This is a genomic window from Sediminibacterium sp. GW821-FHT12F12 (assembly GCF_058806635.1).
The window spans coordinates 84,000-108,785 of sequence record NZ_JBXAPW010000012.1 but is presented as its reverse complement, the minus strand read 5'-3'; the positions used below and the strand labels follow the sequence as shown (position 1 = coordinate 108,785).

The 24,786-nt window shown below is 45.6% G+C and carries 21 protein-coding genes; 10 read left to right on the top strand and 11 right to left on the bottom strand.

All coding sequences use genetic code 11. From position 1 onward, the window contains the following. Positions 1-30 precede the first annotated feature (30 nt). Together AC1RNB_RS15430 and AC1RNB_RS15425 are read left to right on the top strand one after the other, a co-directional pair. Positions 31-1,104: a PepSY-associated TM helix domain-containing protein gene (locus AC1RNB_RS15430; RefSeq protein WP_493084257.1), complete on the top strand. Its 1,074-nt coding sequence runs from the start codon at positions 31-33 to the stop codon at positions 1,102-1,104. Next, positions 1,101-1,916 carry a class I SAM-dependent methyltransferase gene (locus tag AC1RNB_RS15425; RefSeq protein ID WP_493084255.1) on the top strand — a complete coding sequence of 272 codons (816 nt, stop codon included), beginning with the start codon at positions 1,101-1,103 and terminating at the stop codon, positions 1,914-1,916. The genes AC1RNB_RS15430 and AC1RNB_RS15425 overlap by 4 nt, the downstream gene beginning before the upstream one ends. 200 nt (positions 1,917-2,116) lie before the next feature. Here AC1RNB_RS15425 and AC1RNB_RS15420 read toward each other — a convergent pair whose 3' ends face one another. The 3 genes from AC1RNB_RS15420 to AC1RNB_RS15410 all read right to left on the bottom strand — a co-directional run bounded on the left by AC1RNB_RS15420 (position 2,117) and on the right by AC1RNB_RS15410 (position 6,076). After that, a complete protein-coding gene (locus AC1RNB_RS15420; RefSeq protein WP_493084253.1) occupies positions 2,117-2,740 on the bottom strand; it encodes an MCP four helix bundle domain-containing protein in 624 nt (207 codons plus the stop codon). Positions 2,741-2,771: 31 nt separating this feature from the next. Then, entirely contained in the window at positions 2,772-3,383 is a 612-nt protein-coding gene (locus AC1RNB_RS15415) for a hypothetical protein (RefSeq protein WP_493084251.1), read from the bottom strand. A gap of 170 nt (positions 3,384-3,553) precedes the next feature. Then, positions 3,554-6,076: a WD40/YVTN/BNR-like repeat-containing protein gene (locus AC1RNB_RS15410; RefSeq protein WP_493084249.1), complete on the bottom strand. Its 2,523-nt coding sequence runs from the start codon at positions 6,074-6,076 to the stop codon at positions 3,554-3,556. Between the two features lie 46 nt (positions 6,077-6,122). On the opposite strand from AC1RNB_RS15410, the gene AC1RNB_RS15405 reads away from it, so the two are divergent. The 3 genes from AC1RNB_RS15405 to AC1RNB_RS15395 all read left to right on the top strand — a co-directional run bounded on the left by AC1RNB_RS15405 (position 6,123) and on the right by AC1RNB_RS15395 (position 8,949). Next, entirely contained in the window at positions 6,123-6,803 is a 681-nt protein-coding gene (locus tag AC1RNB_RS15405; RefSeq protein WP_493084247.1) for a toxin-antitoxin system YwqK family antitoxin, read from the top strand. A 198-nt stretch (positions 6,804-7,001) separates the two neighbouring features. Continuing rightward, on the top strand, positions 7,002-7,583 hold the full coding sequence (locus AC1RNB_RS15400) for an RNA polymerase sigma factor (RefSeq protein WP_493084245.1): 582 nt from the start codon (positions 7,002-7,004) through the stop codon (positions 7,581-7,583). Further along, positions 7,576-8,949 (top strand): porin family protein, encoded by a 1,374-nt coding sequence (locus tag AC1RNB_RS15395; RefSeq protein ID WP_493084243.1) that lies wholly within the window; start codon positions 7,576-7,578, stop codon positions 8,947-8,949. The genes AC1RNB_RS15400 and AC1RNB_RS15395 overlap by 8 nt, the downstream gene beginning before the upstream one ends. Before the next feature lie 359 nt (positions 8,950-9,308). On the opposite strand, the gene AC1RNB_RS15390 is transcribed toward AC1RNB_RS15395, so the two are convergent. The 3 genes from AC1RNB_RS15390 to AC1RNB_RS15380 all read right to left on the bottom strand — a co-directional run bounded on the left by AC1RNB_RS15390 (position 9,309) and on the right by AC1RNB_RS15380 (position 13,295). Then, positions 9,309-10,127: an alpha/beta hydrolase gene (locus AC1RNB_RS15390; RefSeq protein ID WP_493084242.1), complete on the bottom strand. Its 819-nt coding sequence runs from the start codon at positions 10,125-10,127 to the stop codon at positions 9,309-9,311. Positions 10,128-10,290: 163 nt separating this feature from the next. Continuing rightward, on the bottom strand, positions 10,291-12,699 hold the full coding sequence (locus AC1RNB_RS15385) for a M1 family metallopeptidase (RefSeq protein ID WP_493084240.1): 2,409 nt from the start codon (positions 12,697-12,699) through the stop codon (positions 10,291-10,293). Positions 12,700-12,713: 14 nt separating this feature from the next. Then, on the bottom strand, positions 12,714-13,295 hold the full coding sequence (locus tag AC1RNB_RS15380; protein ID WP_493084238.1) for a HupE/UreJ family protein: 582 nt from the start codon (positions 13,293-13,295) through the stop codon (positions 12,714-12,716). 54 nt (positions 13,296-13,349) lie between these two features. Here AC1RNB_RS15380 and AC1RNB_RS15375 point away from each other — a divergent pair, with 54 nt between their 5' ends. Continuing rightward, entirely contained in the window at positions 13,350-13,838 is a 489-nt protein-coding gene (locus AC1RNB_RS15375; protein WP_493084236.1) for a DUF6702 family protein, read from the top strand. A gap of 341 nt (positions 13,839-14,179) precedes the next feature. Here AC1RNB_RS15375 and AC1RNB_RS15370 read toward each other — a convergent pair whose 3' ends face one another. The 3 genes from AC1RNB_RS15370 to AC1RNB_RS15360 all read right to left on the bottom strand — a co-directional run bounded on the left by AC1RNB_RS15370 (position 14,180) and on the right by AC1RNB_RS15360 (position 17,846). Continuing rightward, the gene (locus tag AC1RNB_RS15370) at positions 14,180-15,451 is read right to left on the bottom strand and encodes a hemolysin family protein (RefSeq protein WP_493084234.1); all 1,272 of its coding nucleotides are present in this window, start codon (positions 15,449-15,451) and stop codon (positions 14,180-14,182) included. A 44-nt stretch (positions 15,452-15,495) separates the two neighbouring features. After that, positions 15,496-17,163, bottom strand: coding sequence for an ArnT family glycosyltransferase (locus AC1RNB_RS15365; protein ID WP_493084232.1), 1,668 nt, complete (start codon positions 17,161-17,163; stop codon positions 15,496-15,498). Between the two features lie 68 nt (positions 17,164-17,231). Beyond that, positions 17,232-17,846 (bottom strand): phosphatase PAP2 family protein, encoded by a 615-nt coding sequence (locus AC1RNB_RS15360; RefSeq protein ID WP_493084230.1) that lies wholly within the window; start codon positions 17,844-17,846, stop codon positions 17,232-17,234. Between the two features lie 564 nt (positions 17,847-18,410). On the opposite strand from AC1RNB_RS15360, the gene AC1RNB_RS15355 reads away from it, so the two are divergent. Further along, positions 18,411-18,836: a hypothetical protein gene (locus AC1RNB_RS15355; protein ID WP_493084228.1), complete on the top strand. Its 426-nt coding sequence runs from the start codon at positions 18,411-18,413 to the stop codon at positions 18,834-18,836. A gap of 86 nt (positions 18,837-18,922) precedes the next feature. Here AC1RNB_RS15355 and AC1RNB_RS15350 read toward each other — a convergent pair whose 3' ends face one another. Beyond that, positions 18,923-19,666 carry a class I SAM-dependent methyltransferase gene (locus AC1RNB_RS15350; RefSeq protein ID WP_493084226.1) on the bottom strand — a complete coding sequence of 248 codons (744 nt, stop codon included), beginning with the start codon at positions 19,664-19,666 and terminating at the stop codon, positions 18,923-18,925. 81 nt (positions 19,667-19,747) lie between these two features. Between AC1RNB_RS15350 and glmM the strand changes: the two genes are divergently transcribed. The 3 genes from glmM (at position 19,748) to AC1RNB_RS15335 (ending at position 22,985) form a co-directional block, all read left to right on the top strand. Then, positions 19,748-21,127, top strand: a complete 1,380-nt coding sequence (gene glmM, locus AC1RNB_RS15345; RefSeq protein WP_493084224.1) for a phosphoglucosamine mutase — start codon at positions 19,748-19,750, stop codon at positions 21,125-21,127. Positions 21,128-21,188: 61 nt separating this feature from the next. Next, positions 21,189-22,319 (top strand): cysteine desulfurase family protein, encoded by a 1,131-nt coding sequence (locus AC1RNB_RS15340; protein WP_493084222.1) that lies wholly within the window; start codon positions 21,189-21,191, stop codon positions 22,317-22,319. A 174-nt stretch (positions 22,320-22,493) separates the two neighbouring features. Then, positions 22,494-22,985, top strand: coding sequence for a hypothetical protein (locus AC1RNB_RS15335; protein ID WP_493084220.1), 492 nt, complete (start codon positions 22,494-22,496; stop codon positions 22,983-22,985). A 222-nt stretch (positions 22,986-23,207) separates the two neighbouring features. Here AC1RNB_RS15335 and AC1RNB_RS15330 read toward each other — a convergent pair whose 3' ends face one another. Continuing rightward, entirely contained in the window at positions 23,208-24,755 is a 1,548-nt protein-coding gene (locus AC1RNB_RS15330; RefSeq protein WP_493084219.1) for a sigma 54-interacting transcriptional regulator, read from the bottom strand. Positions 24,756-24,786: the final 31 nt, after the last annotated feature.

The following is a 24,786-nucleotide window of genomic DNA, read 5'->3' as shown; positions in this document are numbered from 1 at the left end:
AACCTTACATTTGGCAGCACAAACCACTTCATGCAAAAAAGATTTTTATTCAGGATACATTCCTTCTCCGGTCTGTTATCGGGCATTTTTATTGTGTTGATGTCGCTCTCGGGTGCCGCTCTGGTGTTTCATGAGGAGCTGGATGCCCTGCAATATCCCGTTATTAAGCAACAGTTCAACCTGCCTTTGTTAACGGTAGATAGTTGTTACAGAAGTCTGCAGAAAGAATTTCCGCAGGCACAGATCAGCAGTTGTAACCTGGCAGAAAATACAAGCAAACCTTATATTTTTTCGGTGTATGATTCGTCTTATAAAAAAGGCAGCCAGACCATGCAGGTGTTCCTGCATCCGCAAACGGCCGAAGTATTGTGGTTCCGGGGTGGAGGAAAAGACAGACGGCACAATTTTATGGCCTGGCTCACTGTTTTTCACAATTCCCTTCACCTGAAAAAAACGGGTGAGTGGATACTGGGCTTTTTTGGGGTGCTGTTTTTACTGAGCCTTTGCACAGGCATTATACATTACCGCAAAAAGATCCTTCCTGTTTTATTGTTCAAAAAACCATTATACCGAAGGAGTAACCTGCACCAGGTTGTAGGGGTATATGCCCTGCTTTTCAACCTTATGATCGGCGCCACCGGTGTATGGATGCAACGATATGTTTTTTCGAAAGATTTTTATGCGGCATCGCAACCCTATACACCAATTATCAAAGCCTCAGCGCCCCTATCCTTCTCTCTGGACAGTGCCATTAAACAGGTGCAGCAACAGCACCCGGCTTTTAGTGCCCATGTGATCTATTTTGCTGGTTCTTCCAAAGGAAAAACGGCAGTGTATGGCAGCAGATCTACCAATGCTTTTATCCACAACAAAAAATTCGCAGATGCTGTTTTCCTCGATAGTTCTGGAGCTTTAAACAAAACGGCATTTGTAACAGAGATCATTCCCGAAAACCGCCGCGATATCATTAATGCACAGATCCATTACGGCCGCTATGGTGGCTGGCCCGTAAAACTGCTGTACACTATATTCGGATTATCGGGCGGATTGCTCAGCATTACCGGTTTTGTATTGTGGCAGAAAAGAAAACAGCGCAGATTTTGAGGGCCTTCGTCAAATACCTGCTCTACCGGTTACGGCTGGCACCAACGCTGCACCGTGTTTCGTTCTGGATGGCAAGACAGCAGCAAGGGAAACAGAACAGTTTGTATCGTCAGGCCTATCCGGGATTGGTCATTCCACCGGACCAGCATATCTATGAAACCTACCAATTGGATTACCGGAAATTTATCGCTGATGGAGAAATAGCTGCGAAGGAAATCATTGGCTGGACAAAACCCTATCTCCCTCATACAGATCTCAAAATCCTTGATTGGGGTTGCGGTGTAGGCAGGATCATACGTCATCTGCCAGCCCTGCTACCCGCGGCGCGGCTCTATGGTGCCGATGCCAATGAAGCCATGATAGATTGGAATAAAACATATTATCCAGCTATCACTTTCACATCTATTCATTCCTTTCCGCCTACCCCCTATGCGCCTGACTTTTTTGACCTGGTTTACGGGTTTTCTGTACTCACCCATATAGATGCATCCGCGCAACCGGCATGGATCGAAGAACTGCACAGGATTCTGAAGCCGGATGGCATTTTGCTGCTTACCACGCATGGCAGTAACTATATACATCAACTGCGTTTGGACGAAAAAAGACAGCTATCCGGTTATGGCATCTATAGCCGGCAATACCCGCAACCAGGCCACCGCATGATGACGAGCTGGCACCAGCCCTTGTTGTTCAAGAAAATGCTGGAACCCTATTTCGAAGTAAAAGAAATGTATGAGGGAAAAGAGCATCCGCAAAAAGCGGGTGGCCATGATTTGTGGATCCTGCAAAAAAGAGCTATCAAATACCCCTGATACCTTTAGAAAACTTCTCAGTAGCGATTGACCTTACCACAATGTTTTCTCTGCGAGATCTCCCTGCTCTCTGCGGCTCCGCGGTGAGCACAAGCCATATCCAACCGCAGAGCCGCAGAGAAGCGGAGTTTACGCTGAGGAGAATCCATTTGTATGAATTAATTCAAACTCCATCAGCAAGTTTCTGAAACCTTAGGTAACTAATTGAGTGTTGTATCGCTGGGCATATTTACCGGCACCACTGCTTTAGCCGTAAAAACGATCGCCTGCAATACAAGCAAAATAATGATACCAATAGCAAACGCAAATTGCGAAGAGGCTTTGATAGTAGCATACTGCAGTTCAACATTTTTCATGATCAGCTTTGATTCTTCTAACTGAACTGTAGAAAGTCTGTTCAAAGAAGCAATTGCTTTTTCCGTATCATCGGAAGCACCATACTGGTTACTGGCAAATGTTTGCTGCAGATTTGTAAAGTGGCCGTTCAGTTCAGTAGCGGTAGCCTTTTCAGTGGTAGTAAGTTTTGTTTTGTTATACGTCTGGTAAGCATCAGCAAACGCATTCATCAGTTTACCGATAGCAGTTGCTTTTGCATCATTGGGTTGCTCCGCATGCAATATTTCTCTGATCTGGTAGATAGTGCTGGTCATTTTAAAAATATATTCTTCCGCAAGCAGCCTGTCTGCATATAAGGTAGAAATGGCATTGGTTACGTTTTTGGTGTGTACCCTGTCCAGGTAGTTGCTGAGAAGTACCAAGAGGCATAAGGTAAGTAATACAGCTGAGGCGGTTAGTTTATTTTTGATGAGGTAGGTCCATTTCATGTTTAGTATATTTAAGCGTAGGCCTTCCCCATTACAGAATCAGGCGATTTACTTTCCTTATTATCGACCAACCTTTACCTTTTATATTCTTGTAAATCAGCAATGTCGTTCCAAAATAAGCGTGATTAAAATCTTCTGTTTCCTTTTCTTTTTTATATATAGTAATATCAACAAAAGCATACTGTTTGTCCCGGGTGAAAATCGGATCAGTTACAGAAAAGAAGAAGTCATTTATAGTAGTATTAAATGACTTTATCAATTTGAACACATGAAAGGTGTCAGTAAGTTGTCTTGGCTTCATTAATTGCGCCACTCTGTGTAAATGCTGTTTTTCAGTTTCGTTGAAAAGCAAATCTAGTACCGTATCTCTGAAAAGGTAGCTATAGTTGTAAGGCGAATGCTCATCACTCTCTAAACTCTTTCTCACACTATCAGATGTAAGATCTTCGTTCAAATGAAACCGATATGTATTCCACTTATCCGTTTTGCTCAACACAAAATAAGCAGCCGGTCTTTTATTGCCTAAAAGCGTAGTAATTTCAAAATTGGACTTATCCTTAAAGGCAAGTTGTATCAAGCTATTGTCCTGGGAAATAGACCTTATCGAAAAAAGTAAAAGTGCTGTAATTGTTAGAAGTCTCATAGATGATAACTCATAGATCTGCGTTTCTCACTAAAATACTCATTTTTTTTGAATATGATAATTCTCGATGAATGTGATCTCTAACAAACCCGTGCCCTTGTGCCTTTGTGTGAGAAATAATATTCACACAAAGGCACAAGGGCACGGTTAGATCGTTTTTAAACTGAAGCCTACTTGGCTTTATTCAGCTCCGCTTCTTTTTTAGCTCGGTAGTCGGCATCTTTGGCCAGTTTCTGTAACTCATCCAGTTTGGCGATATAGAGACTGCGGCCATGGGTTCCGAGCACCAGCTCATTCTCGCGCGGGTGTTGTACCAGATCATGGATGGGCACGCTGTAAGGCAACCCTTTGTTCCACATCATCGATGTAGCACCGCCATCCAGGCTCACATACAAACCGCCATCGGTTCCTACATACAAAATGTTCTCATTGGTCAGGTCTTCCTTCACCACATTAATAGGTTCATTAGGCAGATCCTTGCCGATCTGTTTCCAGGTAGCACCATAATCTTCGCTCACATACAGATAAGGCAGGAAATTATCATTCCGATAACCATTCAGCGAAGCATATACACGGCTTTCTTTAAAAGCACTCGCAAATACACGACTCACATATAAACCCTTGGGTAATTTTTTGTTGATCAGCTCCCAGCTATACCCACCATCCCTGGTTACCTGGATATTGCCATCATCGGTACCTACATATACCAATCCAAAACGCAGCGGACTCTCACTCATCGTAGTCGTAGTACCAAAAGGCACATCACCCTGTTTGGGGTTGGTGGTTAAGTCGGCACTCATGGCAACGGAACTATCGCCTCGGTTAAAAGAGCGGTGAAATTTATTACTGCCATAATAAAACACATCCTGGTTATGACGGCTTAACAGGATCGGTGTTTGCCAGTTATAACGCAGCGCCGTTTCGCCGAGATCGCGTGAGGGACGAACTGATTTATAATCGCCCACACCCAATGTTTGGCGAGCGTAAGCGCCAAACTGAGAACCGCTATACACGGTTTTGTTATCGCGCCAATCAACCTGCACCTGCATACCATCTCCTCCGCCAATACCGGTGTAAGGGTTATGGCCCGAATCGAACCAGTCAAAACTTTCGCGGGTAGTGCTTTTGCCATACCAGGTTCCATTATCCTGCAAACCACCATATACATTGTAGGGTTTGGCCATGTCTACTGCTACGTTATAAAACTGTCCTACCGGTGGTGTATTGGCTTTGAACCAGTGTTCGCCGTTATCGTAGGTGATATTACAACCGCCATCGTTACCGATAACCATGTGACTGTCTTTTTTGGGATTCATCCAGGCTACGTGGTGGTCTGCGTGTACATTATCGCCACCAATAAATTTGAAGGTTTTACCGCCATCGGTACTCATCTGGATATCAAAACCGGTTAACACTACTTTGTTATCGTTGGCCGGACTTACAAACACTTTACCGAAATAGTAACCATAGGTACTATACATGGTCAAAGCTTTGGTATTGGTTTTTTTCCAGGTTTTACCGGCATCATCGCTTCGGTAAAGTTCACAACCGATAATCGGTGTTTCGAACAAAGCCGTATTGGCATCGAACAGAAAATCCCATATCACCGAAGGCGCATATTTACCGCTCGATACGCCGTCTTTGATAGCGGCGGCCGAATATCTCTGCGGAATACCGTTACGGCGGTTGCTGATAAATGCGTTCAGTTTTTTATCGTCCAATGCGAGGAACTGTTCTTTGGTAAGGTCTTTAAAATCGCGCAGCACATACCGGGTAGAATCTGTTCTGCGCAGGGCGGTATCCGGCTGGCGGAAATTATTATCTACTACAGCATATACCACGTTCGAATTCTGTTGTGCCACGGCCAGACCGATCCGGCCCACACCCTCGCCCGAAGGGAAACCACTGCCGGCCTGTGAAATCAGCTCCCAGCTATCGCCGCCATTGTTGCTTTTGTAGATGCCGCTGGTTTTACCGCCTTCTTCAAAATTGGAGGCAGAGCGGGTACGGTACCACATGGCAGCATATAATTCGTTGGGGTTCTTGGGATTCAGTTCCATATCCACACCACCGGTATTCTCATCTACATACAATGTCTGTTTCCAGTTTTTACCACCATCGGTGGTTTTATAGATACCTCTTTCTTTGTTGGAGGAGTAGAGATGCCCCAGCGCAGCTACCCATGCCGTGTTATTATCGGTAGGATGTAACTGGATCTTTCCGATATGATGGCTTTCGGGCAAACCAAGGTACTCCCATGTTTTGCCATTGTCGGATGACTTGTACAGACCAATGCCGGCATAAGAAGAACGGCTGCTGTTCACTTCACCGGTGCCCACCCAGATGGTGCGGGTTTTCCAGTTAACGGCGATATCGCCAAGGGTAAGGATATCTTCTGAATCGAATAGGGAGGTAAAACTCTGCCCGTTGTTAACGGTATGCCATAAACCGCCAGAGGCATACGCTACATAAAACTCCGTAGGATCATCGGGATTCACTTCCAGATCGGCCACACGGCCACTCATCACACTGGGACCGATATTCCGGAAAGTGGTTCCGTTAAGTAAAGAACGCTGTAAAAGCGCTTTCCGCTGGTCGGTCTTTTTTAAACGTTCCGAAGCGGGGGTAGGTTTTACCTGGGCCATTGCCTGCGTGGCAACCAGCAGGAGTAACAGGATTGTTAATCTTCTCATAGCAGTTATAAATAAGTAATAAATTCGAGTACCCAATTTAGCAATTATGCAACGTCTCCTGCTACCATTGCTCATTTTATTTTCTGTATCGGCTCCGGCCCAATACAAAAGCTTCCGCATTGGCGTTAAAGGCGATACACTGAATATTGTAGACAGTAAAGGACTGAAACAGGGCAAATGGACCATTCATGTGGATCCCCTGCGGGGAGAGCCGGGTTATGAGGAAGAGGGCAGTTACGTAAACGACCGCAAAGAGGGCCTCTGGCGCCGCTACAACCTGATGGACGACCTGGTGGCCACCGAGAATTACCGCTGGGGCAATAAAAACGGGATCTGCCGGTATTTTACCCTGGCCGGGCTGGAGAGGGAGGAAAGCTGGCGCGCCTTCAATCCCAACAAACTCTACGATACTGTTGATGTGGCCGACCTGAAGGATCCCAACAAATATGAGCGGGTAGTGGTGAAAAATGAGGGCAGTTCGCTGCGGCATGGAACCTGGAAATACTATTATCCACCCACCGGTAAACTGATCAGCACCGAAGCCTATTTTCTGGACCAGTTACAGGAACCCGGTGCCGAAACCTCCGCCGCAGGCCTCACCAAAGCCGCCACCGACACCAGCAAAGCCAAACCCGCCGATAAACCCAAACCCAAAGAAGTACTCGAATTCGAAAAAAAGACCTCCGGCAAAAAAAACAAAGTCCGCGACGGCCGCACCGGCCGCTAACCTCCCCATTTACCGTATTTACCTATATACTTATTTACCTATATACTTATTTACTTTATTTACCTTATTTACTTTATTTACCTTATTTACCTTATTTACCCATCCCCCCCAGGCAACCCCACCCTCCCCATTCCCGTATAACCGGCAGGAATTGTAGCTTTAACCTGACTATTACCAGAAACTGTATCCTGTAAACCATTGCCCCGGGAGATACAACAGATATCGAGTTTGATTAACGGTTGTTGTAAAAATGACCGTAACAGCCAGCGTGACCTCTATCACTGGCTGTATGACTATGCTATGAAGATCTGTTACCGTTATATCAGCAGAACAGAGGAAGCCGAAGAACTCGTTAGCGAATCATTTATTAAATTATTCAGGAATATACAGCAGTTCGACGGTAACCGTAATGGTGAAACCGAAGCTTTGCTGAAAGGCTGGTTTAAACGGATTGTGGTAAATACCTGCATCGACCACCTGCGGCGCAACCACCTGAAACTGGTAAGCCAGGAGATCAGCGAAGAAGGCGAAACTTTTGCCGATGTGCAGGAAACGGGGATTGACAAACTGATGTACCAGGAGATCATGGAAGCCATTTGCCAGTTAACGCCCGTGTACAGAACAGTCTTTAACCTGTTTGTGATCGAGGGGTTCAGCCATGAAGAAATTTCTTCGCAACTGGGTATCAGTGTGGGAGCCTCTAAATCGAACCTGTCGAAGGCAAGGCATAACCTCAGAAAAATCATTACAAAACAAACCGAGTACAAAGCATATGTATAATCTTGGTGACGATAAAGAACTGGACCGCTTAAGCAGGGAAGCTGCCGGGAGATATACACCTCCCGGAGAAGCCAACTGGCAGGCACTCAGCGAGGAGCTTGACCGTATTATGCCCGTAACAGAAAAGAAAAAACGTCGTTTTCTGTTCTGGTGGTTATTACCCCTGTTGTTGGTAGGCGGTGGGGTGGCTTATTGGATGGGCACCAATCATTCTGCTGATCAAGTAGCAACATCAGCCACCTCAGATGCCGGCACTGTATCCGGCAAAACCATTCAGGAAACAAAACCAGCCAATTCATCTGAAAAAATAACGGTACAGGATACACAACACATGCAGGAAGAAGCAGAGAAAAAAGATCAAAGCTTTACAGAAACCGAATCAATAACAAGAGCTACCCTGCAAACCGAAACAGTATCCGGGTTGGGTGCAACAAAAGTTATCCGTTCCAGAAAAAACAAAAGCCTCTCTGATAAACCAAATGCTTATGACCGTAGTTCCGGTGTAAAAGAGATCGCTGAAAACAACCCGCCCGTTTCTACTTCTAATACACCTACTATCAGTGATAAAAAAACGGATATACCGTTACCATTAGCGCATCCCGTTACTGAAAAAACAGCACTTACTACAACGGATCAGTCTCAAAAAGCAGAAACAGAACAGACACAAACCAACACAGCAGAAAAAATAACCACGCCCATAACGATTACCGAACCTGCCAAAACAGAAGAACCGGCTCCAGCCCCAGTGGTAAAAGTAAATAGCAGCCGAAGAGGATTCAGTTATGCCTTTGTAGCCGGGGTAGATAAAAGCACCGTTAAATTCAGGTATGCCAACGATCCGGGTATTAACCTGGGTATGATGGCCGGGTATCATTTCAGTAACCGGTGGTCTGTTCATACAGGACTTATCTACACGCAGAAAAATTATAAAGTTGCCGGCAAAGACTTTACCGCACCCAAAGGCACATGGGCAAGTTATTATAATCTCGAAAATGTTACCGGTTATTGCCGCATGTGGGAAGTACCCTTACAGGTAAGATATACGATGGGCAAAAATGAGAACAAAAGCAGCTTTTTCAGTGCCGGTCTCTCCTCTTATTTTATGACCAAAGAGAGCTATGATTATTTCTACTATTCTAATAACCAACCGGTAACCCGGCATAGTACGCTTGACTCGGATGATAAACATGTACTGTCTATCGCACATTTCTCTGTTGGTTTTGAGAACAAAATCAGTAAAAAATGGGCTTTACAGATAGAACCATACGCCAAAATACCATTGGGAGGTGTTGGTTATGGCAGTATCCGCCTGAGCAGTTTTGGCCTGAACTTTTCGCTGCAACACAGGCAACCGGCAAAGAAATAATACCGTATGTACCTATGAACAAACCGATCACTTCCCCCAGGGATCCTGATAGTTGGTGCAGATGGCAGATGCAATGATTTATTAACGGGGCTTCATTGTATTAACTGCATCAATAAAAAAGCAACTCTTTTGAGTTGCTTTTGTTGTGAATGGTCAATGGTGAATGAGCAATGTATCATGGCCAGTGCAAACAGCTGCTTTTCCCTGTGTAACTCCTACTCTCTGCGGCTCTGTGTTGAAAAATCTTACCAATGCTCCATTACCCAATAGCAAAAGCCTGATCTTTCAACACAGAGACACAGCGTAACAGAGATTCACAGAGATGGTCTCCCTATTCACAATTGCCCATTCACCACTCACTACTTCTGCCTATCAAAATACTTCCTGAAAAACAATACCTGGTAATCAATTGCTTTTTCCCAATACGCCCAGTTATGTTCGCCGGGGCGTTCGGTGTAATCGTGGGGGATCTTTAGTTTGAGCATTTTTTCGTGCATGGCTTTGTTCATAGCCAGCACCCTGTCTTCGGTACCGCAATCAATGATGATCGCGAGTGAATCGGACGGATATTTTTCTATTACATTCAAAGCGCTCCAGTCTTTCCAGTAGGTTCGGTTGGCAGCCGTATCGCCCAGTCTTTTTTCTACATCATAACCTTTGGTAATCACACTCACATGTAATGCCCCACTCATACTGCCACAGGCGCTGAAACGGTCTGCATGACGGAAACCCAGAAAAATACCACCATGACCACCCATACTCAATCCGGTAATGGCCCTGCCCTTCCGGTCGTTGATGGTACGGTAGTTCTGGTCGATGTACTGCGGTACTTCCGTTCCTACAAAGGTTTCGAAACGGTAGGTACTGTCTACCGGACTATCAAAATACCAGCTGGTAAATCCGCCATCCGGACAAACGATCATCAGCTGGTGCTGATCGGCGAGTTGCTGTATATGCGGCACTTTGCGGATCCAGTTGGAATAACTGCCAAAAGCCCCGTGCAGGAGGTAGAGTACCGGATAACGTGTGTTCTTGTCCTTGCTGTAAGAACCCGGCCGCACTACTACTGTCTTAACTGTGCGGTGCATACTATTACTGTAGATCTCTACGGTGTCTACGGTAGCAGCCTGGGTGGAGAGGGCGAAGAAAAGCGTTATTAAGAAACAAAGTGATTTCATGACGATCTGTTATTTAATGTTTGTTTTTTGTGAATGGTGAATGGTGAATGGTCAATAGTGAATAGAACCGATCTATTGACAATTGACTATTCACAATTGCCCACTCACAAATAAAGCCACCGCAATTACGCAGTGGCTTTATTGTATTTAGCACAACCTGTTACTATTTTCCTTTCTGCAATGCATTCTGCATTGGGTTTACACCTTGCGACTGTCCGCGCTGCCTGTTGGCGGCTTTGAATATGGCGAACTTGCTGGGTTCCGCTGCTACTGCACCATTCTTAGGCCATACGTTATTGGCTTCATTGATGTCTGCTGTTTCTTTCATCGGATCCAGTTTAATGCTCACCGCTTTTTTCCGGGTAAGGAATAATTTGGTTACACTGTTCTCATTTTTGCGCCAGATCTGTGCGGGGATTCTTTGTGTTTCTTTGGTTCCATCTGCAAAAGCAAACTCAACAATGATCGGCATTACCAATCCGCCTTTGTTGGCGAAAGTGATCTCGTACAGATTTACATCTGCATATTTGGCTTTGTCTTCTGCACTCATGGCTTCTGGTGCAGCAGCAGGCGCCGGGGCCGGGATCTTGGTGATGGAATCGTATGGCTCCAGACCTCTGGCATATCTCCAGTAAAAATCACGGAGGCTGGTATCGGCATCTGTCAGGAACACGATGCGTTTGTCTTCGCGGTTACGTACTTTGGAAATATCATCAAACATGGGCAGTACGGGTTTATCCATACCACGTGGGCCGGAAGGTCCGCCGAATCCACCTCTGCCTCCAAATCCACCGCCTGCAGGGGCAGCAGCGTTCGGATCGAATACAGCATGTTTCACCGTATCAATGGCAATATCGCAAGGCTCAATACCGTAGAACCATCCTCTCCAGAACCAATCCAGGTCTTCTCCGCTCGCATCTTCCATGGTACGGAAGAGATCGGCAGGGGTTGGGTGTTTGAAGGCCCAGCGGCGTGCATATTCTTTAAACGCATAATCGAACAGCTCACGTCCCATAATGGTTTCGCGCAGGATGTTCAGACCGGTGGCGGGTTTGGTATAGGCATTCGGACCAAAACCAATGATGTTTTCACTATTGGTCATGATCGGCTCCAGCTGGTCTTTGGGTAAAGACATATACCCTTTCATAGAAGAAGCAAAGCCCATACGGGAAGGAAATTTGTTATCGTAGAGTTCTTCGGTGAGGTACTCTACAAAAGAGTTCAGTCCCTCATCCATCCATGACCACTGGCGCTCATCGCTGTTAACGATCATGGGAAAGAAATTATGTCCTACTTCGTGAATGATCACACCCAGCATACCCAGTTTGGTAGACTCGCTGTAAGTGCCATCTTTCTGTGTACGTCCGTTGTTGAAACAGATCATCGGATATTCCATACCGTTAGCCGCTTCAATACTCTGCGCTACAGGGTAAGGATAAGGAATAGAGAATTTAGAATAGGTTTTAATGGTATGTGCCACCGCTTTGGTAGAGAACTTGCGGTACAGGCCATAGGCTTCTTTGGCATAACCACTCATACACATGATCTTTTTGCCTTCTACATAGGCCGGCATGGCATCCCAGATATATTTACGGCTGGCTGTCCAGGCAAAATCCCTTACGTTCTCTGCTTTGAACACCCATGTTTTTTTAGCCGGGCTGATCTGCTTTTCTGCTTTTACTGCTTCTTCCAGTGTAACGATCTCTACAGGCTCTTTGGCATTCTGTGCCTGGTTCCAGCGGGCCAGTTGAGCCGCAGTTAATACCTGTGGGTAGTTCTGACACTGACCGGTAGCCAATACCACATGGTCGGCCGGTACGGTCATCTGCACACTGTAGTTACCGAATGCAAGTGCAAATTCTCCCCTACCGGTGAACTGGTGGTTCTGCCATCCCTGGAAATCGCTGTACACGCACAAACGGGGATACCATTGTGCCATGGTAAAGAGGTTATGTCCATCAAGGGTCTCATAACCACCACGACCGCCAAAAGTCATACGGTCAGAGATTTTATAACTCCAGTCGAGGTTGAAAACGAATTTCTGTCCGGGCTTTAACGCAGCGGGCAGATCTACACGCATCATGGTTTTGTTAACCACATATTTCAGTGATTTACCGGTAGCGTCTGTAAGCTTAGAGATGATAAAACCATAGCCGTTATCTGTTTTCTGTCCTTCCATTTTATCAATAGCACCGGCAGAAACAGCTCTGCTCAGTACGCTTGCATCCTGGTAGTTGGCGTTGTTAACGGTACTGTGTTCGTTCTCATCCAGCTGTAACCAGATATAGGTTAACACATCGGGCGAGTTGTTGAAATAGGTTACGGTTTCGCTACCCTTTAATTTCAGGTTAGCTTCGTCCAGCTCACATTTGATCTCGTAATCAGCGCGCTGCTGCCAGTATTTGGGACCTGGTGCACCACTGGCCGTACGGTACTCATTGGGCGTGGGTAAAATGGTTCCCAACTGTTCAAACTTGTTTCCATGGTTGGAAGTTGGGTTGTTACGGATGTCCTGGGCCTGTATAAGGCCGGCTGTACATAACAGTAAGGACAGGATAAGCAGTTTTCTCATTCTCTGTTTTTGTTTTAGAAAGGAAGTCTTTCGATGGCCATCTGAACCGCAACTGCGAAAATACCTCCGGTGAGATACAGGATATATTCCCTGCGGTTACATTTCAAAATGGTTACGAATATAAAGGAAATCAATAAAACGCCGGTTACAATCAGCAACTGCCCTGCTTCGAGGCCCAGATTAAAGGCGAGCAGTTGTGATACGATATTGGTATTGGTTCCGAGCAGGCTTTTCAGGTAATTGCTGAAACCGAGGCCATGGATCAACCCAAAGAAAAGGGCAAAAAAATAGATCACCGGAAAACGGGTCTTGTAAACGAACTTTTTCACAAATACATTGCTGATAGCCGTCACCATAATGGTAACCGGAATCAGGAATTCGATCCATTTTACCGGGTAATCCACCAGGTTAAACACACTCATGGCCAGTGTAATGGAATGCCCGATGGTAAAAGCGGTTACCAGTACGAGAATCTTGCGCCAGTCCTGGAACTGGTAACGCAGGCAAAGGGCCATTACAAACAGGATATGATCGATGCCCCTGAGGTCGGCAATATGCTGGTAGCCTAATTCAAAATATAATCCAAAATCATTCATGTGCAGGATGTTAAATTAATCATGACCTTTGTACCTGTCAAAAAACCTATTTGAATGGTAAATATACTGGTTCAGTGGATGGTAACGGGAATTCTGGCGCTGTTGCATCCTTTCTATGTATCTGTTATTGAAATTAATCATAATGCGAAAGAAGCCACCGCAGAAGTAAGTGTGCGCATTTTTACCGAAGACCTGGAGAAAACGATCCAGAAATATACCACTACCCGCCTCGATATCCTGAAGCCGGCCGATGCCGCATTTCTCGATAAACAGATCGGCACATACCTTACCCGTACCATCCGCCTAAAAATAAACGGTCAGCCCGTTACCATGCATTACCTGGGCCACGAGATCCAGAAAGAAAGTGTATGGAGTTACCTTGAGATCCCCAAAGTAACCGACATCAAAAAACTGGAGATCGATTGCAGTCTCTTATACGATTTTGAAAAACTGCAGAGTAACCTGATTCATGTGAAGAGTAAGAATGAGGATAAAAGTTATAAGCTGGATTTTCCGAAGAATTATGCGGTGTTTGAGTTTTGAACAGAAGAACAGATGAACAGACGAGCAAGGAACAGAAGAATGAAAATACAAGTTTGTTAAGATTAGCTACCGCTAATGGACAGTGAAAGTTATTATTTCACTTTGAGACCGTATACCTCTTCATTCTCTCTGTGCTACTCTGTCACTCCGTGTCTCTTTGTTGCAAACGAATAGGGATGATTTTGGGTGATATTGATAGATGACTATTTTCAACACAGAGGAACAGCGTTAGGGAATTTCACAGAATTAATCTAAACACGCCCATTAAGCTTTTCAGTTCCGATCATCTGTTCATCCGTTCCTTGCTCATCTGTTCATCTGTTCATCTGTTCATCTGTTCGCTACGCCCCCGCCGTCACCAATATCTTATCAATCCGGTGATTATCCATATCCACGATTTCAAATCTGAAGTTTTTCCATTCCATGGTTTCGCCGGTGGTGGGGATCTTTTCCAGTTCGTGGATGATAAAACCGCCGAGGGTATCAAAGTCCTGGTCGCCTTCCAGCATCCATTCTGTTTTATCAAAATGGGAGAGAAAATCGTAGAAAGGGATCTGCGCATCGATCAGGAAAGAACCGTCGGCTCTTTCGATGATCTCATGTTCTTCATCTTCTTCCTGCGGAATATCGCCTACAATGGCTTCGAGGATATCGTTTAATGTCATGAGCCCCTGCACACTTCCGTATTCATCTACAATAAAACAGTGGTGGATCTTGGTCTGCTTGAATTTTTCGAGCACCTGGTAGGCCGTATTGTTCTCGGGCACATACATGGCATCGCCCATGATGGAAAAGACGGTGGCGGATGCGTCGGCCGCAAAGAGGTCTTTGATGCTTACCACCCCTTTGATATGATCGATATCATCTTCACAAACCGGGTACATGGAATGGATCACTTCTTCCATCGAAGCTTTTATTTCACCGATCGTTTTTTTACCATCAATCCAGGTGATCTCGCTCCGGTGTGTCATCAGGGAAGTGATGTTACGGTCGCTGAGATGGAATACCCGCTCAATGATATCCTGTTCCGCTTCTTCAATGGCACCATGTTCTGTTCCTTCGCTGATAATGGCTTTGATCTCTTCTTCGGTTACCTGGTTATCGTTGCTTTTGATATTGAATAAACGGATAATACTGTTAGCCGAAATACCCAGTAACCAGATGAATGGGTACATGATCCAGGTAACAATGCGCATGGGTGCTGCTACCGATTTAGCGATCATTTCAGGATTACTCAATCCCAGGCGTTTGGGTACCAGTTCTCCCAATACCAGCGAGAGATAGGTAAGAATAATCACGATAAAAGTGGTGGCGATGGTGCTGCTGTAAGGCGCCAGCCAATCAAATTTCATCAGCCATTGCTGCAGGGGAAGTTTGAAACTATCGCCGGAATAGATACCGGTTAATACGCCGATCAGCGTAATGCCGATCTGCACCGTAGATAAAAAAGTTTCGGGATGATTGGCCAGTTGCAGGGCTTTTTTGGCATCGGTATCCCCTTTCAGGGCCTGTGCCTCCAGTCTTGCCTTACGTGCCGAAACCAGCGAGATCTCGGCCATCGAAAACAGGCCGTTGATCACGATCAATATCAATAAAATAATTACTTCTGTCATAATGGAACTTACCCAAAACTAAACAATACCTGACAAATCACCATTTAAGGCCTGTTTCCCAATGCAATAAGTACATATTTGGGCACTTCCTGCTCGCGGGTGGCGGGGTTTAGGAAGGGTAATGACAAAGCAGTTACCCCAAAATGGCTTCCCTCGTGTAATACTTTTGCATCTGGGAAACGTTGGGTAAAAACAGGCAGGCTATCCTTTACGGTAATCACCATTTCATCCTGCCGAAAATCATTGGGCGATACCCGGGTAGGAAAAATACGCTGGGCATAAAAATGCAGGGCTCTTCCTTCATGGATACCATATAAAGCAATTTTTTCTTTGGGAAGGTTATTGGATCGGATAAAAGCGGCTGCATCATTCCCTAACTGGTAGCGTAACACATTGGGATAAAAAGCCGTGCTGAGAAAACTGTTCACACCCAGCACCGTATACAATGCCACGCAAAGCAGTACCGGTAATTGTAATTTTTTGGAAGAAAGGATAACAAACAATCCTATGAGGCCCGCACCTGCCAGTACCGCTACAAACAGGGGAACCTGGAATGGCCATACCAGCAAAGCCACCGCAGCCACCCACAGTAAGGTAAAAATACAAACATGCAGCACCAGCAGGGGCTTTCTCCATCTTATGAGTTCTTCGGTAAACAGTAATTGAAACAGGAACTTTCCTGTAACTATGGCGGCCAGAGGAAATACCACAAAAATATAATGCGGCAATTGTGCCTGGCTGCGGGCGAGGATGCAGTAGGTTACGATAAAACCACCGGCACTCACCCACTCTTCTTTTCCGGTAAGATGAAATTTTTTCCGGATCAATTCCTTTACTGAAAACACCAAACCTAACAGGAAGAACAGGATCCAGGGTAAAAAGCTCCAGAGCATATTCTCGAGCAGAAAAGTGAAATGATTCATTTCATTGAATACATTCTCACCGGTATAACGACCAAAACTTTGTGTCCAGTAATAAAAACGCAGTCCCGACTGGATCGGCACCCCATTGATCATTTTTCCCGGATGCAGATCGAACTGCCGGTATAAGCCGATACTCATGGGCACCAGCATCACTGCAATGATCAATATACCCAGCAGGTATTCCCAGCGAAACAGTTGTTTCCAGTCGCGGCGTAAGAGTACATGGGGTACAAACGCAAAAGCGGGAACCATCAAAGCAATCGGACCTTTGGTCATCATACCACAACCGATGGCCACAAAAGCGAACAGAAAATTTTTCCACTTACCGGTTTCGTACCAGGCGGCCATTTGCCAGAGGCTCAATGCCACCCATCCCATCAGCATGGTATCGGTGCGCACATCGTGTGTGATCAGGATCAACGCCTGTGATGCAGCCAGTACCATAGCGCTAAGCTGCGCAATCTCTTTACGGTAATAGATCAGCGCCAGCCGATAGGTTGCATACACGGCGAGTAAGGCAAAAAAGAAAGACGGCAGCCGGTAGGACCAGTCGTGCACCCCCAGTATCTTCATACTCAGCGCGGATAACCAGAAAAGCAAAGGAGGTTTATCGAGGTAATCATACCCCAGATCAAAGACCTGCAGAAAACTGTTATTCTCCAGCATTTCCCTGCTGATAGACGCATACTGGGAAGCGTCAATATCCATCAAGGGAATCATGAAAATGCCGAGCAGATAAACAAGTGCGCATAGTCCAATAACGATCCGGAAAATACGGGTGGAGATCATGAGCGGAAGTTAATGTGTAAAAATATAGATTTTAGTATTGCCTTCCACTGCAACCGAAAGCCTAGTTATCATTCCGCTTGCGGCAGTCCGATTCTTTTGTTGAAATAAGTGCCTGTGAGATAACCGATCAAACAACCCAGCAGGGCACCCGCAAGGATATCCAATGGATAATGTACGCCTACATATACCTGTCCGTAGGCAATGGTAGCGGCCCAGATAAAAAATACATAGCCCCATTTTTTCATGATCGGCCGGAGGGTCAGAAACAGGAACATGGCAAAACCAAAATGATTGGTGGCATGCGAAGAGGGAAAACTATAGCCGCCTGAACAGTTATTCAGGATCAGCCGTACCTGCCCCATCAATAATTCCTCCCGGCAGGGCCTTGGTCGTTCTATCAGTTTTTTGATGAAACTGCTGCTGAGCTGATCGGTTAAGGTGGCCGTTAGTACCGCAAACAGGATCCAGGGCAGGGCTTTTTCTTTAAAATTCATGATGGCAAAAACGATCAGGAACAGGTATAAGGGCACCCAGGCATTGGCTTCGCGGTACCAGGGGTAAATGCTGTCGAGCAGGGGATTTGTCCACTCCGTATTCATCTTCAGAAACAGCTGGGTATCGGCATAACGCAGCCATTCCCAGATATTTTCAAAAAAACCAGAAAGAAGAATGGGGGTGCACATGGGGTAAAGATAAATCTAATGAGTGAAACAAATCCAATGAGTGAATGAGTGGGTGAGTGAATGAGTGAATGAGTGAATGTTTTTTGTAGCAGTTTTGGACAGTCAGACCGAAGGGATTGGAAGCATTATCTCATCTTTCTGCTTTAGTACACTCACGGGACTAAAGTCCCTGAACCACTTCTCATATAAGCCCTTTGTCCACGCCCTGAAGGGCGTGGCAATGAAAGAAAAACACAAAAGGGGTAATATAATGACTGATATAGTGTTGAGATCATATCTATAGCATGATTTTGCAGAAAGTATATTCTTTTTGCCACGCCCTTCAGGGCGTGGATAGAAATGTATGATTGAATTGATAAACGGGCTTTAGCCCCGAGTCGGCAGCCGTTGGGGGGTTGACTGACTCACAATCCTCTTGGAGTTGCACTCTACCATTAATTAGCAGTGGTAAACTGCTCTGAGCTCTATTCTTGCGAGCAATCGTACAAGTTCTCCCGGACTATTTTAACAAAATAAAAACCGGGAAGCATTTACTAAATTAGATATATTAAGTATTTTGGTATTATGAAAACTCTTCTTTGCGCGATGGGGCTGGTTATGCTGTATTCAGCTGGGTCTGCACAAACCAATCCTACCAGCATTCCAAAAATATCTGTTACAGGAAAGAGTGTTTTACAGCCATTGATAGAAAAAGATACTTTTCCGCAGAATAAAAGTTTTGACAAACGCCTGCCTTATCAGGGTATACCCAATGTGATGACGGTAAAACCAATACCGCCTGTTTACAAGGGTAACAACCAGCAAGGTTTTGATATTTATGAATCGCCGATAGATAATATGTCTATTCTAAGACCAGACAGTGGATTTCAATCTGCTATGCCCAATCCATTGGCAAAAGCGCAGAGAACGGGAGACAGCATTCTCACATCGCCCCGCAGGATCCCGGATTTTTTTTACAGAAAAAAATGGCAGCCGAAAACATACAAGTAAGTCAACCCATCCATTCGGGATCAATAAAAAACAGAGGCAGTTATTTTCTGCAACCGTTGTAGGTGGCTGACAAACAAGCCCTTCTATCAGTTCTTCTTAGCCACAATAATCATTCGGGGTGATTTTCGGATATCATATCTCCCCAGCTGGTAATCGCCAAACACTTCCTGCACCTGCATACCCTGGTAAGAAAGCATATCGGTAAAATCGCCGAGAGAAAATTTGGCTACCCGTTCCGTATAGAGGTGTTTGGGAGCCGCGTTGGTGGCATCGGTTACCTGGATCTGTTTAAAGAAATGTTCCTCATCATGCCACTTGGTAATATGAAAAGTAATCCCGTCGAGGGTGGTGGTAAATAATTTTTCGAGCCTGTCTTCTGAGTAATGCACGTTCAGGTAATCGATCACAAATATCCCATCATGTTTCAGACTCTGGGCAATGGTGCGGATAGCATTATCGTGCTCGCGGCGGGTTCTGAAATAACCAAAGCTGGTGAAGAAATTGAACGCGTAATCAAAATAATTGATCCAGAAAGGCAGGCGCATATCATGCTGAAAAAAATGCAGCTGTTCATTCTCTTGCTTTTTTGCCTCTTCAATAGAAGCCACAGAAAGATCGATCCCCGTTACATCAAAGCCCATATCGGCCAGGGCCTTGCTATGCCTTCCTTTGCCACAGGCAATATCTACCATGGTACTGCCCTTTTCGGGCCGTAGGTAGCCAATCAGGTTCCGGATAAATTGCAAAGCCTCTTCCTCATCCCTATGCTGGTAGAGCAAATGATAATAATCCGAGTTAAACCAATCTTTGTACCACGCTTTATCCGGCATAAGTCCTCATTATCCTGCAAAACTACGCCAGCGGGGCAAACAAAAAATTTCTATTATGTTTGCATCCCTAAATTCCTTCCCATGGCATTGATCAAGAGCATTTCAGGCATCCGCGGAACCATTGGTGGTAAACCCGGCGATACACTCAGTCCGCTGGATGTGGTCCGCTTCACCGCTGCCTTCGGTACCTGGCTGGCCAGCGAATCTGCCAATAAAAAGATCATTATCGGCCGCGATGGCAGGATCAGCGGGGAGCTGGTACAGCGACTGGTGGTAAGTACGCTGAATGCACTGGGACTGGACGTGGTAGATCTGGGCCTGAGCACCACCCCTACCGTTGAAATGGCGGTGGTATTTGAAAAAGCGGCCGGTGGCATTATTTTAACTGCCAGTCATAACCCCAAAGAATGGAATGCGCTAAAACTACTGAACCACAAAGGCGAATTTATCAGTGGCGAAGTGGGATCCAAAGTACTGGAGATTGCCGCCAAAGAAGATTTTGTATTTGCCGGTGTTGATCAGTTGGGTAGCTATACCACCAACGACCAGTTATTACAGCAGCATATTGATGCCGTAGTTAACTATCCGCTGGTAGATGTGGCCGCCATCAAAAAAGCCAAATTCAATATCGTTATAGATGCGATTAACAGCACCGGTGCCATTGCGGTGCCGCAATTGCTGAAAGCCCTCGGTGTAAAAGACTTTACAGTACTGAATGAAGAGGTAAACGGCAAATTTGCCCATAACCCCGAACCCCTGCCCGAGAACCTGCTGCAGTTATGCAACGAGGTAAAAAAACAGAATGCCAGCATGGGTATTGCCGTTGATCCGGATGTAGACAGGCTTTGTTTTGTTTGTGAAGATGGAACCCTCTTTGGCGAAGAATATACATTGGTAGCGGTGGCAGATTATATCCTGTCGCAGCGAAAGGGTAATACGGTCAGCAATATGTCTTCTACCCGTGCTTTAAAAGATGTAACCCTAAAACACGGCGGCGAATACACACCGAGTGCCGTGGGCGAAGTGAATGTGGTAAATAAAATGAAAGCGGTGAATGCCGTAATTGGTGGTGAAGGTAATGGGGGCATTATTGTACCGGACCTGCATTACGGAAGAGATGCCCTGATCGGTATCGCATTATTCCTCACGCACCTGGCCAAACAGAAAAAATCCGTTCGCCAGCTGCGGAATACCTATCCGGATTACTTCATGAGTAAAAACAAGATCGAACTGACTGCAGGTTTTGACTTGAAGAAGATCTTTGATCATATCAAAAAGAAATACAAGAAATACCCCATCAATACCGAAGACGGTTTAAAGATCGAATTCGAGAACGACTGGGTGCATCTCCGTACCAGTAATACGGAACCGATTATCCGGATCTATGCCGAAAGTAATTTTGAGACCACCGCAGCTAATATTGCCCAGAAACTGATGCAGGATATCAGGGAGGCTATGTAGGAGAAAGTCTGGAGTTGGGAGTTGAGGGGGGAATTGCTTTGATTTTAGTAATTTTGCGCCCATGAGCGAAAGAATCTATCTCGACAATGCCGCTACCACTTCACTGGATCCCCAGGTGCTGGAAGCGATGATGCCTTACCTGACCACCCATTTTGGCAATCCTTCTTCTATTTACAGTTACGGACGCGAGTCGAGAATGGCGATAGAGAATGCGCGTAAAACTGTGGCCAAGATCCTGAATGCGCATCCCGCCGAGATCTTCTTTACAAGCGGTGGTACCGAAAGCAGTAATACCGCCATCACCGCCGCCGTGCGCGATCTGGGATGTAAACATATCATCTCCTCTGTAATTGAACACCACGCTACTACCCACACCGTAGAATACCTCTATCATAACGGCGAAGCTTCGCTGAGTTATGTAAAACTGCTTCCCAATGGTCATATCGATCTGGAAGACCTGGAAAAATTACTGGCCGAAAGCGAGGAGAAATGCCTGGTAACCCTGATGCATGCCAATAACGAAATCGGCAATATGCTCGATATTCATGCAGTGGGCGAATTATGCAAACTGTACAATGCGATTTTTCACAGCGATACCGTTCAAACGGTAGGACATTTCCCTTTTGATCTGCGCAATACACCGGTTCACTTTATCACAGGTGCCGGACATAAATTTCATGGACCCAAAGGAGTTGGTTTGCTCTACATTAATGAGAATGTAAAGATCAAACCCTTTGTACACGGAGGCAGCCAGGAAAGAAACATGCGTGCCGGAACCGAGAACCTGTACGGTATTGTAGGTTTTGCCAAAGCATTGCAACTGGCCACGGAACATTACGAAGCAGAAAGTACCTATGTGAAAGGATTGAAATTATACATGATGGAACGCCTGAAAAAAAATATCAAGGGTGTTGCATTTAACGGCGATCCATTGGGAAGAAGCCTGTATGCGGTATTGAGTGTAAGTTTCCCGAAAACTGAAAAAAGTGAAATGATTCTCTTCAACCTTGATATTAACCAGATCTGCGCCAGCGGCGGCAGTGCCTGCACCAGCGGTGCCGATCAGGGTTCGCATGTGATCCGTGCCATCAATAATAATCCCAACCAGGTAACCGTTCGTTTTTCTTTCAGTAAACACAATACCAAAGAAGAGATAGACCTGGTAGTGGAGAAACTGAAAGAGCTGATCTAAGCCTGTCATTTTCAGCCGGTTTCCCTTAACATAATAAGGCCAGCCCGGTGCAGGATGCTGCTCCATAAAGCGGTGAGTTATGGGCTAACTCCCTTTTTTCTTCGATACACATCCATAACAAAATATCCCTATCTGTTTTGGCGTTATAGCGTATTAAGTCAAAAACTGTACTCTATGACCCTTAAATACACCTGTGTAATAGTAGCCTGCCTCTTCTGCCTTGCCGGTTTTGCGCAAAAAAGCGGGCCTTTCGGCGCAAAGGGAGCCCACCAGACCTTTTTTGTAGAAGCAGGTGGTCCGGGTATTCTAAGCATTAACTACGACCAGCGTTTCCAGGGCGACCAGGGCCTGGGCATCCGTGCCGGTGTGGGAGGATATGGTTTCTTAAAGAAAGGCGTATTCACCATTCCACTGGGATTGAATTACCTGACTGGATCGGGAGATCATTTTGCAGAACTGGGCGCAGGTGTCACTATTGCGTCTTCATCGGTGGGCAATACCTATTTCGATAATCCGGGAACCACCACCGCTGGCTTTATCAATTTCGGCTATCGCTACCAGCCCCAGAAAAAAAATCTAAGCTTCCGGGCTTTTATATCCCCCCTATTTACAGCCGCCGGCACCATCCCTTTTTATGGCGGAGGATCGGTAGGGATTAAGTTCTAGGGAACAATTGAACCGACGAACAAGGAACAGATGAACAGAGGATCGGACAATAAATATTCTTTATTTCCTTCGACATTCGATATTCCCTGTTCGGTGTTCGATATTCTATGTTCTTTGTTCTTTTCACCTCCGTTCATCTGTTCCTTGTTCATCTGTTCCTTGTTCATCTGTTCCTCTGTTCATCTGTTCCTCTGTTCATCTGTTCCTCTGTTCATCTGTTCCTCACCTATAATCCCCTTCATCAAACTCATCTCCTTCTTCATCCAGGTTAAAACTGCCCAGGTTCATCATACTGCCCATCAGGTCCTTGAATTCAATTTTTCCATCGATCACTTTTTTGCTGATCATGGAATAAGCAGCAAGGCCGTGTAATACAAACTCCATCAGCAGTGCATTTTCTTTTTCATTGGCATGCGGAAAGTGTTTTTTTACAAACCCAAACAGTCCGTCCACTTTATAGAGATGGGCAATCTTGTCTTCATCCTTCATGTCCAGCAACAGATCCAGATGGTTGCCTGCATCAAACCAACGGGTAATGGCTTTATAGGGATTTTCGGGTTCTTTTTCCTCAACAGATTTTTTTCCGGTGCTACGTTTCTTTTTCGCTTGTTCAGGGTTAGGAAAATATTGTACAAATTGTGTACGGATGGATTTATCGAGCAGGTTCACGGCAACCTGGTAAGGCCCTTCCTGCTCTCCTTCATACACCAATTCTATTTTACCCGTTATTGAGGGAATGATGCCGGAAAGATCGCTGATCCAGACCTGGGTTTTCTCTTCGCCATGTATGATGGCCCTTCGCTCAGCACTACTCACCGCATTTTCATAAGCTGCAATGGTTAAACGGGCACTTACACCGCTTTTATTATCTACATATTCATTAGATCTTGCCTCAAACGCCACCTGCTCTATCAAACGTTTAATCAGGTCGCTGACCACTACCCTGTCTTTCTGTGCTCCCAGAATATTGGCTTCCTGTTCTGTAATGGCAAGCGCCGTTTCTATGTCTTTGGGATAGTGTGTGAGGATCTGGCTTTCGATCCGATCCTTCAGCGGTGTTACAATACTGCCGCGGTTGGTATAATCTTCCGGGTTAGCAGTGAATACAAATAAGATATCCAGCGGCATACGCAGTTTAAATCCGCGGATCTGGATGTCTCCTTCCTGCAGAATATTAAATAATGCCACCTGGATCCGCGCCTGCAGATCGGGTAATTCATTGATCACGAAAATGCCGCGGTTGCTGCGGGGGATGATACCATAATGGATCACTTTCTCATCCGCAAAACTGAGTTTGAGATTGGCAGCTTTAATAGGATCAATATCACCGATCAGGTCTGCCACACTTACATCCGGTGTAGCCAGCTTCTCTCCATAACGTTCGCTTCGGTGGATCCATTGTACCGGCGTATCATCGCCATGCTCGGCAATCAGGTCTTTCGCAAATTTACTCATTGGCTGCAGCGGATCATCGTTCACTTCACTACCAGCCACAATCGGAATATATTCATCCAGCAGATCCACCATCTGCCGCGCCATCCGGGTCTTGGCCTGTCCGCGTAATCCCAGGAACAGGATATTATGCCGGCTCAGCAATGCCCGCTCCGTATCCGGTATCACCGTATCCTCATACCCCATAATCCCTTCAAACGGATTTTCCCTGTTGCGGATGCTCTTTACGAGATTATCCCTGATCTCTTCTTTCACCGACCTCGGCTGGTACTTGCTTTTCTGTAACTGGCCGAGGGTTTTTATTTTTTTAATATCCATAGTTCTGTTTCTGTGAGGCGGGAATCGTGAA